Consider the following 12,807-nt stretch of genomic DNA (forward strand, 5'->3'; position numbering starts at 1 on the left):
ACAAGCCCGAATGATAGCGGGCGCGGGGAGGAATGGTTATGTCGGAAGTTGATGCGGTAGAGAAATCTGTTGGCAAGAGATGGTGGGCATTGGGAGCCGTATGTTTGGGGTTATTCATGGCACTGCTGGATGTCACGATTGTAAATGTAGCTTTGCCAGCAATACAAAGCGATCTTCAAACAGATTTCTCGGAGCTGGAATGGGTAGTCAACGCTTATACTTTAGTATTTGCCGTGGCGCTGGTGACAACGAGCAGGTTGGGCGATATTTTCGGACGGAAGACGCTCTTTATGTTGGGAATGGTTGTATTTACAATCGGGTCGCTGTTATGCGGATTATCACACGATATTATGATGCTGAATCTGTCGAGAGGTGTTCAAGGTCTTGGCGCGTCTGCAATGACGCCTTTATCACTCGCGATCATCTCTGCGACATTCAGCGGCAAGCAGCGGGGGATTGCAATCGGGATATGGGGCGGCGTAAGCGGATTAGCTACGGGGATCGGCCCGGTAATCGGCGGACTCCTGGTTAAACATATCGGGTGGCAATCTATTTTCTATCTGAATATTCCTGTCGGCATCATTGCGGTATTGCTGTCAATATGGGCAATCAAGCAGTCAAAGGATGAATCTGCCGCCCGTAAAATCGATTTGTTTGGATTCGTTACGTTCACTGTATTCATGTTTTGCCTTATCTACGGATTGATTCAGTTTAGTCAGGAAGGAAATGACTGGCGCTCGCTGCAGGTATGGCTGTTGTTCGGCATTTCCGCGCTTGCCCTCGTCATATTCGTTGCAGGCGAGCTTCGAGTAAAGCACCCGATGGCAGACCCTCGCTTATTCAAGATTCCCAGTTTTACGGGTTCCGCAATTGCTGCCTTCTGCCTTAGCGCAGGGATGTATGCGCTGCTATTCAATCTCACGCTCTACTTGCAAAGCTTTCTTGGTTTGGACTCGCTGGAGACGGGTGTTAAGCTCATTGCTTTCACCGCAATGGCTCTGCTATTCGGTCCGTTGTCTGGTGCACTGATGGGGAAGGTAAGTCTGAAATGGCTCGTCGTTGTTTCCATGGTTTTGATGGCGATCGGGGTTTATGCCATGTCTTTTCTATCGCATCATCATGATCCAGCAAAATGGATCGTTCTTTTGCCCGGATTTATCATTGCCGGAATTGGAAGCGGGCTAATCAACCCTCCTATTTCCAACCTGGCGGTTGGAACGGTGCCTTTGCAACGAGCGGGTATGGCATCCGGCATGAGTAATGTAGCCCGCCAAATGGGGAGCGCGTTCGGTATAGCTTTCTTCGGGGCTATCCTGTCCAGTCGCTATACTACACTGGTCGCGGATAGAGTTCAGTCACTGACAGACAACCGGATAGATCAATCTGTGAAGGAACAAGTGATCCAAACAATTGAGTCCGCAGGTCCGATAGCAGGCAGCAACGGCTTGGCGGGAATGGAGCGTACTCCATTATTCCAGGACAATCCACTGTTTGACACCTATCGCGAGATAACCCGCGCATCCTTCGTGGACGGAACGATCGATATTATCCGGATTGCATCAGTGATTCTCGCAATCGGCGCCGTGCTCTGTATGGTCCTGATTCGCAAGAAGGATTTGCAACATTAGTTTATCATTAACGGACTTATGCTGCAGAACGAGATGGGAATGCAGTGGACGCAGAAAGTAACACATCCGCTTCGCCTATAATATGATGATTCTAGAAAGCTAAAGAGGTGAGGCAATGGCAGTCGTGAAAGCCAGGAGTCAGGATATTAATATGTTGGCAAGATTGCTTCGGGCTGAAGCCGAGACCGAGGGCGAGAAGGGCATGCTCCTGGTTGGCAATGTCGGGGTTAACCGAATAAGAGCGAATTGCTCGGATTTCAAAGACATCCGGACGATTCCGCAAATGATCAATCAGCCGCATGGATTCGAGGCTTTGCAGCATAGCTTGTATTATCAAAACGCAAGAGAGAGGGAACGCCGATTGGCGCAACGGGCCGTGAACGGGGAGCGGAGCTGGCCGGGCGAATACTCCTTGTGGTATTTCCGCCCCGGATCATTCGATAACCCCGGACCATGTCCGCCGACTTGGTATGATCAGCCTTTAGCCGGAAGGTGGAAGAAGCACTGCTTCTATGAACCGACTGCGGAAGAATGTGAGAATATCTATAATACGTATTAGGTCGATAAACAAACGGCTACAGAGAAACGGACTGCGTTAACTCAAATGTTAATGCAGTTCTTTTTTTTGCCAGTCCCTCTATGCCAAAAAGAAAATAGACAAACCCTGGTGGCTGATGCTTAACTGGTCACAGGTGAAAGGTATTGAATTGAGAAAAGATCTCATTTCGTGTATAGTATAGATAATGATAATCGTTATCACGAACAAGCTGAAGCTTACAGGGAGGAAATGAGAGATGGAGACGGCGGCGGGGAAGCTGGAACTGTATGATGTAACCATTATCGGCGGGGGGCCGGCAGGATTATATACGGCATTCTACAGCGGTATGCGGGAATTGAAGACGAAGCTGATCGAGGCGCAGGATCAACTGGGGGGCAGAATGCTGCTCTACCCGGAGAAGATCGTATGGGATGTTGGAGGCGTCGTTCCGACTCGTGCGGAGAAGCTGCTGGAGCAGATTATTCAACAGGGCATGACGTTTGATCCTACGCTTGTTATGAACGAGCAGATTGTCGATTTTAATCGGGAGCCGGACGGGACCTTTATTCTGACTGCCGCAAGCGGCGCGCGTCATCGCACGAAAACGGTCATTATGACATGCGGGTATGGCATTCGGAAGCTGGCGAAGCTGGAGATCGAAGGAGCGGATCGTTACGAGGTAAGCAATCTGTATTATGTGGTTCAGGATCTGGAGAGCTTCCGCGGAAAGCGGGTGCTGATCTCCGGCGGGGGCGACTCTGCTGTGGACTGGGCTAATGAGCTGGCGCATGTGGCTGCCAGCGTGACGGTCGTGCATCGCCGCGACAGCTTCGGCGGTCTCGAACGGAACGTGACGAAGATGAAGCAAATTGCGGACGTACGGACGCCGTACGCGATTAAAGCGCTGCAAAGCGAGGATGGGAAACGTATTTCCCGGGTACTGCTTCAGCAAGCGGAGACGGGGGAAGAAAGCAGCCTGGAGGTGGATGCGGTCATCGTCAACCATGGCATGCGCTCGGACTTCGGCCCGATTCGCAATTGGGGAATTGATATGGGCGAATGGAAGGCGAATGTCGGTCCGAAGATGGAGACCAACCTTCCCGGCGTATTCGGAGCAGGTGATTTCGTCGGCTTCGACAGCAAAGTCGGCCTCATTGCAGGCACGTTCACGGACGCTGTTCTGGCCGTGAACAGCGCGAAGGTGTACATGGACCCCGAGGCAACGCCGTATGCCTATGTTTCCTCCCATAATGACCGGTTCAAGGAGAAGAACAAAGAGCTGGAGAAGGTCCAGAAGGTTTAGAAGGTGGGGAGCGAGGCAGGCTTGGAAACTGTAAAGCAGCAAAGCTGAATAGAGAAAGAAACAGACCGCTGCGCCAAGGTGTCGGTCTGTTTCTAATCGTTTGCGAAGCCGAATATTTTTGAACAGAGCAGCCGCACGGCGTAATGCAATGTTCAAGGCAGCTCTCTCGTCATGAATTATTCCGGAAGAAGAGCGTTTAGCGTATCCTCAAGATTCAATTGTTTGGCGAGAGGACCGTTATTCATCCAGTGATTCCAACTGACGTTGGTTATGCGGTTGTTTTTGACGGCAGGCAATGACTTCCAGACTGGCGAAGACTCCAGCTCCTCAATTTCGGTATCGTTATAGCCGGTTATGAGGAATATCCGGCCGTTGCCGACATCCGGCAGCTTCTCAAGCGAAAGATTCTGGAAGCTTTGTCCCATAGCCAGCTCCGGCTCGTTCAAGCCAAGATCTCCGTATAAGAGCTGGCCGCTGTAATCCAGCTCGCTCAGCAGATAGAGGCTGTTGCCGGTCGGCCACAGCAGAGCGACCTGCTCATCTCCCATCGTTGAGGCCAGCCTTTGCTTCGCTTCCTCCACTTTGGCTTCGTAATCCGCAATTGTTTGATTGGCCTGCTCAGAACGGTCAAGCAGCTCTCCCAGTGTTTGCAAGGTTTTCTTCCAATCCTGAATGCCGTTGTTAAGAACATAGGTTGGGGCGATTTTCGAGTACGCCTCGTACATGCCTTTCTCCGCCCATACGGCCATCGTCAGAATGATAAGATCGGGAGCTTGCTGAGCGGCTTGCTCGGGATCGAGGCCTCCTGCGGAGAAATCGACCTTGGGCAAGTCGCCAATTCTATCCTGAAGATATTCCTGCACAATATCGCCATTGGCCCATTGGGCAACAGGCATGATGCCAAGCGTCGTCAGAGGATCCTCCAGATAAGGAGCAAGGATGCGCTCCGGATGCTCGGGAATCCGGATTTCGTGGCCGAGTTCATCTACAACGGTGCGCATACCGTTGCTTGTCTCGCTTGGAGCAGGAGAAGCGCTTGTTGAAGCTGTTGGCGAGGCTTCGATGGAAGCAGCGGACGATTGCGGTTGATTTTTCTCATTCGCATTGACGCAGCCAGCCAGAGCCAGTGTGAAAAGAATTAAGCTTAGCAGGATTGCACGGTATTTCATTTGATTCCACCCTCTTATGAAAATGATTTTCAATATCATTTAAATTATAAAAAGGAAATTCTTATTCGAGAATGGACGCTATATCGACAATTCGTCGACAGCATAAGGCAAATCGATTCCGCTTAAAAGACGAACCGCATCCCGCAATTGCGCGGCAATCGCTCGCGGCTCATAGAACTTCCATATCTCGTCGGACACCAGATGGACATTTCCGCTGCGTACAGCCTTCAATCGCAGCCATCCGAAATTCCGGCTCAATTGCTCGTAGAAATGAAGAGCAGCGGCGTCTTGCCCCAGGGAGATGAACAAATGATCGCTGTCGAATCGCTGAAGATCTTCCGGCTGAAGACAGACGGGAGGGAAATATCTCTGTTTGTCCATCATGGCGGCGACAGCGGACGGCGCCTTGAGTCCGAGTGATTGATAGAGAACATGACCAAGCTCGCGGCCGCTCCAGAGTCCGATATAGCCGTTGTATATGCGAAGCAGGCAGACGGTCGCTTGCGAATCGACATACGGCTTGATTGCTTGCCGTGCGAGCCGAATGTTTCTCCGGTGCCCGTCAATCCATCTTTCCGCTTCGGCTTCGCGATTCAGAAGAGCCGCAATACGTCTCATATGCCCGAATACGTCGCTCTGATCCCAGGAATAGACGGCGACCGGAGCAATGCGTCGAAGCTTGGCGTTTATCTCCTCCAGCAAGGGCAGCTCCTTGGCAGTAATAATCAATTCCGGCTCGAGATGGCGAATGGCGTTCACATCCACGCTGTAAAAATCTCCGATATCGGCAATGCTGTTCTTCGACGGGTCCATTGTCCGATTCACAAGATGCTGCTGCGGAGCTCCGAGCGGAGTGATGCCGACGGCCAGCATTTGTCCTACATAGGACAGGGCGACTGTACGCCCTGTGTTGCGGCAGAACCGGGTATAGTCCCGAGGGGCGATTCCCAATCTCTGCTTGAATCTCCTGCTGAAATAATATTCATCTTCGAAGCCGACCTCCAGCGCGGTGTTTCTAACATTCATGCCTTCCTGCTGCAAGAGGTTTTTGGCGTGGCGTATCCGAATATCGGTCATATAATCGGTAGGGCGTAAGCCGGTTTGCTTGCGGAACATATAGGAAAAGTGGGAGGGAGACATGCCTGCCACGCCTGCCAGCTCTCGATGCGCGATAGGCGAGGCGTAGAATTGTTCCATATACTGAATTGCATCCTTGATGGCCTGAGGGAAGCTCTTGCTTTCATTGTCGTCATTCATATCAAGTCACTCCATTTTGCCGCAGTAATTGAGAATTGTTATCAATATAATACCACATTGGAGCGAGAAGCTGCATGGCTCCGCTATTTGTTCTGATTGCAGCGATGCGTTTCATTGGTTGCCGGAACATCGCCATACCTAGCATGATTCTCGTGAGGGATGTCAGCGATAACTGGCGCCCTTCCTATTGTGTTTTGGGTGAAAATGTTTGATAATTATTCTCAACAAAAATGGGAGTTGAGAGAGATGAGTCAGTCGCGGAAGCCGCTTATGATCATTGAACATATACAATCGTTGCATACATCGTCAGATGCTGAGTTGATTGAAGACATTCTGAGCAAAGGCGCGGTACTCTTCATTGCACTGCATGGCTGCGGTGCATTAAGACTGAACGGACAACAAAGCCATGCTCTGGAGCGCGGTCAAGCATATGCGATTGTTCCCGGGATGAAAGCGCGCTTCGAACACGGCGAAGGGCAGGCCGGCGCGCGAGGATGCTTCATCGGACTGAGCTGCTATGAAACGAATGACGACGAAGCGGCTGCAGGAGATCGAAAGCTGCAAAGCGCGCCATGGCCGTTCCCCGCGGTTGGCAAGCTGGAGGGCGCAGGGGCGATGGACTGGCTCCAACTGGCGGAGCAATTGCTTCATGCGGCGGAAGCCGAAGGGCTGCGATCGCTCGTCCAGATGGAGCTGCTTCGGGGGAAGCTGCTTTTGCTGCTCCTGGAATGCAGCGAGGCATCCCTAACCTGTCATTGGCAGGAACCCGTTATCCAGCGTTCTATCGCCTATATGGAGCAGCATTACCGGGAGTCTGCCGATCGAAGCAAGCTGGCTGCGCTTGCGGGCATGAGCGTCTGGCAGTATTCCGACCTGTTCAAGAAGGAAACGGGGCAAAGTCCCATGGCTTATTTGAACGGCATAAGGCTGCGCCGCGCGAAGGAAGAGCTGTTGGGCACGGACCTGGCCGTTGCTGAGATCGCCAAGCATTCCGGCTTCTCGGACGAATATTATTTCAGCCGCAAATTCAAGAAGTCGGAGGGTGTCTCGCCAATCGGCTATCGTCGACTCAAACGGAATAAAATAGCCGCTGCCAGCTTCCCTTATACCGGCCAGTTGCTTGCGCTTAATGTCATTCCTTATGTAGCCGTCGTGGACAAGGCGCGAGACAGTCATCGAAGCTCGTACTTCAACGCAATTCCGTTCCAGTTGCAGCGAGACGAACAAATGGGGGATGCCGTTATGTCGCATAATCTGGCCCTTCTTCAAGAAGCGCGGCCGGAGCTCGTCATGTGCAGTGAGACAGAAGCGGAGAGCTACCGGGCGATTTGCGAGCCGAACTCGAATTTGGTTGTCATTCCGTGGATGGAGCTTGATTGGCGGCAGCAGCTGTGTCGAATTGCCGACTCGCTCGGCAAGCGCAAGGACGCGGAGACTTGGTTGAGAGATTATGACTGCAAGGCGGAGCGCGCGGCGAGGATCATTCGCGGAAGAATTGGGAACGCGGCATTGTCGATTGTGCAGGTTAAGCCCTCTGAACTGCTGGTCTACGGCGGGCGGAACGGCGGCTCGGTGTTGTTTCAGGATCTCGGCCTGCAGCCGGCCTATCCTTTCAATCAGATACCCGTAAGTCATGCTATACGTCCGGAGGAGCTTGGGCGCTTTGCAGGAGAGCATTTACTTGTCATTGTCGACAAAGATGCTGCTTCCCGTGCTTTTTGGAATGAATGCAGACAAGCGGGGCTGTGGAATAAGTTGATTCCTTTCGAGAGGCGGCAAGTCTATGAAGTGAACGAGATGCCTTGGCTGGATTATTCGGCTCACGGTCATTCTTTAATAGTGGATGAAGCGCTGCGCCTATTTGGCTAGAGCGCGTTTGCATACACGCCCTAGTGATAGCTTGCTGACTCTCCTTCGTATGCGCCAGCATTTGTCCATGTTTTGGGCCAAGGAATGTCCATTCCGGCTTATGATGTTGTTTGCTATTATTAATGAGAATCAATATCATTTATAAGTGGAGGGTCTTACATTGAAAGCTAAAGCACGAATGATGTCCGCAGTAATGATTGCTTGTCTGATGATGATGTTGCTGGCCGCATGCGGCGGTAATTCGAACCCTGTCGCGGGAGAGACGACTGAACAACCTTCGGCGTCGGCGGCAAGCGCCGGTACGGCTTCCGATAACGAACAAGATGAGGTTCGTACCGTGCAGCATGCGCTTGGAACAACGGAAATACCGGTTCATCCGGAACGGATCGTGTCGATTAATCTGGAGGATATGCTGCTGTCGCTGGAGGTGCCGCTTGTGCTGGCTACGCCGATTCAGCGGCAAGATTACTTGAACGAACGTTTGAATCAGCAAGGAACGACTATTGCGAGCCTCTCGGCCGAGCTGAATTTCGAAGCTATTATCGCGGCCAAGCCCGACCTGATTATTGCCTCTGATGCGTTCGCGGGCGAAGATTACGAGCAGCTAAGCTCGATTGCGCCAACAATCGCGTACAGCCGTTCCGATTGGAGAACTTCGATCGGACAAATTGCCCAAGCGCTGGGTATGGCGGACAAGGCCGAGCAGGTGAAGGCTGAGCAGGAGACATTCATTGCCGACACCAAGCAAGAGATAGCGGCATTGATCGGCGAGGCGCCGACGACTGCCTTCCTGCGCATGCAAGAGAAGGATTTGCGCCTGTTCTTCCCTTCTATTCTATCAAGCGAGAAGGGGATGTCCAGCTACGTGAGCATCGCTTACGAAGGTCTCGGCTGGAAGATTGATCCTTATATCGAGAAGCTGCAGGAGGAAAGTCCGGACAAGCAGAACGCCTCGGTATCGCTTGAGATTTTGCCGAAATTGACCGCCGATCATCTATTCGTCGTCACGCTGAGCTCTGACGGCAGCGACGAGAATTTGCAGAAGACAATGGAGGAATTGCTGGCCATGGAGGATTCCTCGGTGTGGGGCGCGATTCCTGCCGTTCAGAAGGGCAATGTCTACGTGTTGAATATGAAAAACTGGTTGATTGAGGGTCCTATTGCCGAGAAAGCCAAGCTTGCTGAACTTCTGAAGGTGCTGCAAGCGCATAAGCAGTAAACGATCCTGATCATGAATTCGAGGAGTGTGGAATACATGGCGAATATGCCCGATGTGTATGATGTGACCATTATCGGCGGCGGCCCCGCGGGGATGTATGCTGCATTCTACGGCGGGATGCGCGACATGAAAGTCAAGCTGATCGAGGCGAAGTCGGAGCTTGGAGGCTTCATGCGCATGTATCCAGAGAAGATGATTTGGGATGTCGGAGGAGTTCCTCCGACCCGCTGCGATGATCTGATCGCTCATTTGGAGAAGCAAGCGCGTGTATTCGAGCCGACAATTGTATTCAACGAGCGAATTCAACATTATGATCGGATGAAGGACGGGACATTCGAGCTGATTGCGGATTCGGGCGAGAGACATTATTCCCGCACGGTTATTCTGACAATCGGGCGGGGCATTACGAATATTCAGAAGCTTGATATTGCCGGAGCGGATCGCTATGAGATCGGCAATCTGCATTATACGATTCAACGGTTGGACGTCTTCCGCGGGAAGAGGGTACTGATCTCGGGCGGGGGCGATTCGGCGGTGGATTGGGCGAACGAGCTGCTCCCGATTGCCGGGAAGGTCTATGTTGTTCATCGCAGAGAGCAGTTCACTGCTCATGAGAAACAGGTCGCGAATATGAGGAAAGAAGCCGATGTGCGGGTGCCGTTCGTCGTTAAGCGCCTGCATGGAGCGGGAGGGGCGATTGAGCAGGTAGAGATTGTCGATTGCGACACCGGACAGGAGGAGCGAATCGACGTTGATGCGGTAATCATCAATCATGGCTTCTCCAGGGATTACGGCGGCATTGCCGAATGGGGACTTGCGAAGTCGGGATCTGCGATTGCAGTCGACGAACGAATGAATACGAATATTCCCGGCGTTTTTGCAGCCGGGGATATCGCCGCGCACGGCAGCAAAGTGCGGCTGATTGCAGGAGCATTTGCCGATGCGGTACTGGCCTTGAACAGCGCCAAGCTGTTCCTCGATCCGGAGGCGGACCGCATGGCTTACGTCTCCTCCCATAATGAGCGGTTTCATGACCGGAACAAGGCTCTTGTTCGGAGCGTCAAGGAGTAGCAGGCATCACCGATGAAGAAGACGAACATCCGCAACGATGAATCAATCCATACGAATAGACCGCCACGTTCGTGGCGGTCTATTCGTATGGAACTGGCTGAATTTCTATCAGTCAATCCAAGTTACTACTCCATAGCATTCTGAATTCGCTCCATGAACTCCTCAGCGGCGCTGTAGCCGTTCTGCTTCAAATACCAGTTGTTCGCCGCCGCCTCGATCAGTCCCGCGACATCGCGGCCGGGCTGCAGGGGAATCTGCATATGCGGAACTTGCACGCCCATATAATCGGTAAATCGCGGCTCGAGCTCCAACGCGTTGCTGAGATCCCCTTCCCGCCAGGTTGTCAGCTCTATGTCGAGTACGATGCGCGTCTCGTCCTGGAACGCTCTACGGCCGTATTGGCGGACGACGTTGATCAAGCCGACGCTGCGCAGTGCGAGAAATTCTCGCGTCGTCTCGTTATGCGACCCAAGCAGCAAGGCAGGGCCAAGCTTTCTCAGCACGACGATATCGTCCGCGACGAGCCGATGACCTCTGCGGATAAGCGTATGAGCCGTTTCGCTCTTGCCGACGCCGGATTTGCCTCTGAGCAAGATGCCGATGCCGGATACGTTCACGCATACGCCATGAATCGACTGCTCCGGCGCCAGCGCCTTCATCAGGTAACCGTCCAGCTTGGCTATGAACTCCACGGTCGAGTCTGGCGTTCGCAGCAAAGGGATGCCCTCTTCGTCGCAAAATTTCATCAGATAAGGAATTTCTTGCTGACCTGCCGTTACAATGAAGCAGGGCGGGTGGTATTTGACAATATTGCCGATATGAAGCAAACGCTCCTCTACGCTCAACTGCAGCAGATAGTTAATTTCCTTGCGCCCCAATATCTGAACCCGTTCCATTGGGAAAAACTCAAAGTATCCGACGAATTCCAGCCCCGGTCGGTGCGCTCTCGAACGCGAGATTTCCCGATCCAGACATTCGGCGCCCGCCACGATCTCCAGTTTGAATTGATTGGCAAGATTTTGAACGGTAATGCTTTTCACCAGAGGCAACCTCCTTCATTCCATTGCGTCCAATATAGACAATCCCATGTATTATTCTACGGAGAGAGCGTGTTTTCCTGCGCGCAAGCTCAGGATGTGCCATTCGAGGCCAATGATTGCGGGAGGCATTGCGCTCTTCTCCTTATTAGAGTCCTAGCAGGCCTGGAAAAATCGATGAATAAACCATTTGTTGTGAAAAGCGCATAACGAAAATGATATATTTAAAATCAATAATAATTTGTTGATAAACAATAAATTTATGCTATACTCGAATTAATCAACCACCAGAGTGTTCGAAGTGCCGAATGGGGTATGTACACACGTAATAACCAACCGGTGATATTCTGGCAGACAGAAGCAAGGATTCGCTGGAGCAGGGAGGAAAGGCGATGAAGGAAAACAATATTGTGTTGGAGAAATTAAACAGCCCTCATGAGCTCGAGAGATGGTTTCGAGCAGAGCCAGATGCGTTCCGAGACTCGTTCGCAGCGGCTTGGGAACGAAAGCCTGATTCTCCTGTATTGGCCGTGTGGAATGAAAGATTGCATTACAAAGAACCGGTCGAGCCGACGAAAGGACCCTTGCTCCACAACAATTTCTATGTGATGGGCATTCTCGCGCTGCTGGCCGGAATATGCGCCAGATTGATTTTGCACTTTGTCGAACGAGAGGCGATATCTCCTGTAAATTTTGCATTTGCGGTGTTTCCCGTGATGGCGCTATATTTTCTCGTCCAGCATCGGCCGCGCAGAACGAACATCTATATCCTTGCAGCCTCGTTCCTGGTCTCCGGCATTTATCTGAATCTATTGCCGCTCGAGCAGACGGATAGTGTGCTGCTCGCATACATTCATCTCCCCATATTGCTTTGGATGCTCGTGGGCATAGCCTATGCGGGAGATGATTATCGTCTTGGCAGCAGCAGATTGGCGTTTCTCAAATTCAATGGAGAATTCGCGATTTTATATGCCTGCATGGCAATCTGCGGAATGCTTCTAACGGGGTTAACCGTGCAGTTGTTCCGGGTAGCCGGCATGGACATTTCTCAGTTATATTTTGAAAATGTCGTTTGCTTCGGCGCCGCGGCTCTTGCCATCGTGGCAGCGCATCTTATTTCGGGAAATTTGAAGCTGGCGAAGGATATCGCGCCGCATATTGCGCGGATTTTCAGTCCGCTTGTGCTGGCTACGCTGACGATCTATCTCATCACGGTAACAGTCGCTGGGGAAAATCCGTTCATGGATCGAGACTTTCTCATCGTCTTTAACGGGATTCTCCTTCTCGTGCTGGCTGTCACAATCTTCTCGATTACCGAACGAGGAGCGAATGAGAAGCGGAGTCTCCCGGACGGGATTAACTTCGCGCTCATTGCTTTGGCGCTAGTCATTGACAGCGTGGCGCTGGCGGCTATGGCGTTCAGACTGAGCTCATACGGGATTACGCCCAACCGCATTGCGGTATTAGGCGCGAACATTCTGATATGGGCCAATCTGATTTGGATTCTGCTCGCTTATATCCGTTTTCTCAAAAAAGAAACAGGCCCGTCGGTCATCCAAAATGCCGTCACGAAATATTTGCCGATCTATGGTTTATGGGCGGCTGTCGTTGCTTTCTCGTTTCCTCTGCTGTTTGATTAGTCCTCTACTCGAAAAAGTCAAGCATCGGCCGCAAGCCTGTCCATATATTGGTGAAATTGATGGATCTTCGGCGTCT

10 protein-coding genes are annotated in these 12,807 nt (G+C 51.9%); 7 read left to right on the forward strand and 3 right to left on the reverse strand.

Annotated features, from left to right (window positions below; genetic code table 11):
• The first annotated feature begins 38 nt into the window (after positions 1-38).
• The 3 genes from HFP08_RS01455 to HFP08_RS01465 all read left to right on the forward strand — a co-directional run bounded on the left by HFP08_RS01455 (position 39) and on the right by HFP08_RS01465 (position 3,469).
• Positions 39-1,628: a DHA2 family efflux MFS transporter permease subunit gene (locus HFP08_RS01455; protein ID WP_168118725.1), complete on the forward strand. Its 1,590-nt coding sequence runs from the start codon at positions 39-41 to the stop codon at positions 1,626-1,628.
• A gap of 115 nt (positions 1,629-1,743) precedes the next feature.
• Entirely contained in the window at positions 1,744-2,187 is a 444-nt protein-coding gene (locus tag HFP08_RS01460; protein WP_168118726.1) for a cell wall hydrolase, read from the forward strand.
• Positions 2,188-2,422: 235 nt separating this feature from the next.
• Positions 2,423-3,469: an NAD(P)/FAD-dependent oxidoreductase gene (locus HFP08_RS01465; protein ID WP_168118727.1), complete on the forward strand. Its 1,047-nt coding sequence runs from the start codon at positions 2,423-2,425 to the stop codon at positions 3,467-3,469.
• A gap of 176 nt (positions 3,470-3,645) precedes the next feature.
• Here the strand turns inward: HFP08_RS01465 and HFP08_RS01470 are convergent, their stop codons facing one another.
• Together HFP08_RS01470 and HFP08_RS01475 are read right to left on the reverse strand one after the other, a co-directional pair.
• Positions 3,646-4,638 (reverse strand): ABC transporter substrate-binding protein, encoded by a 993-nt coding sequence (locus HFP08_RS01470; RefSeq protein ID WP_168118728.1) that lies wholly within the window; start codon positions 4,636-4,638, stop codon positions 3,646-3,648.
• A 78-nt stretch (positions 4,639-4,716) separates the two neighbouring features.
• Positions 4,717-5,895, reverse strand: a complete 1,179-nt coding sequence (locus HFP08_RS01475; protein WP_168118729.1) for a helix-turn-helix domain-containing protein — start codon at positions 5,893-5,895, stop codon at positions 4,717-4,719.
• 246 nt (positions 5,896-6,141) lie between these two features.
• Between HFP08_RS01475 and HFP08_RS01480 the strand changes: the two genes are divergently transcribed.
• The 3 genes from HFP08_RS01480 (at position 6,142) to HFP08_RS01490 (ending at position 10,054) form a co-directional block, all read left to right on the forward strand.
• The gene (locus tag HFP08_RS01480; protein ID WP_168118730.1) at positions 6,142-7,764 is read left to right on the forward strand and encodes an AraC family transcriptional regulator; all 1,623 of its coding nucleotides are present in this window, start codon (positions 6,142-6,144) and stop codon (positions 7,762-7,764) included.
• Between the two features lie 160 nt (positions 7,765-7,924).
• Positions 7,925-8,983: an ABC transporter substrate-binding protein gene (locus HFP08_RS01485; RefSeq protein ID WP_168118731.1), complete on the forward strand. Its 1,059-nt coding sequence runs from the start codon at positions 7,925-7,927 to the stop codon at positions 8,981-8,983.
• Between the two features lie 36 nt (positions 8,984-9,019).
• Entirely contained in the window at positions 9,020-10,054 is a 1,035-nt protein-coding gene (locus tag HFP08_RS01490; protein ID WP_168118732.1) for an NAD(P)/FAD-dependent oxidoreductase, read from the forward strand.
• A gap of 125 nt (positions 10,055-10,179) precedes the next feature.
• Here HFP08_RS01490 and hprK read toward each other — a convergent pair whose 3' ends face one another.
• Positions 10,180-11,094, reverse strand: a complete 915-nt coding sequence (gene hprK, locus HFP08_RS01495) for an HPr(Ser) kinase/phosphatase (protein WP_168118733.1) — start codon at positions 11,092-11,094, stop codon at positions 10,180-10,182.
• Between the two features lie 389 nt (positions 11,095-11,483).
• Here hprK and HFP08_RS01500 point away from each other — a divergent pair, with 389 nt between their 5' ends.
• Positions 11,484-12,731: a DUF4173 domain-containing protein gene (locus HFP08_RS01500; protein WP_168118734.1), complete on the forward strand. Its 1,248-nt coding sequence runs from the start codon at positions 11,484-11,486 to the stop codon at positions 12,729-12,731.
• Positions 12,732-12,807: the final 76 nt, after the last annotated feature.

The sequence above is a fragment of the Paenibacillus sp. HB172176 genome (genome assembly GCF_011947265.1).
Classification (GTDB): domain Bacteria; phylum Bacillota; class Bacilli; order Paenibacillales; family Paenibacillaceae; genus Pristimantibacillus.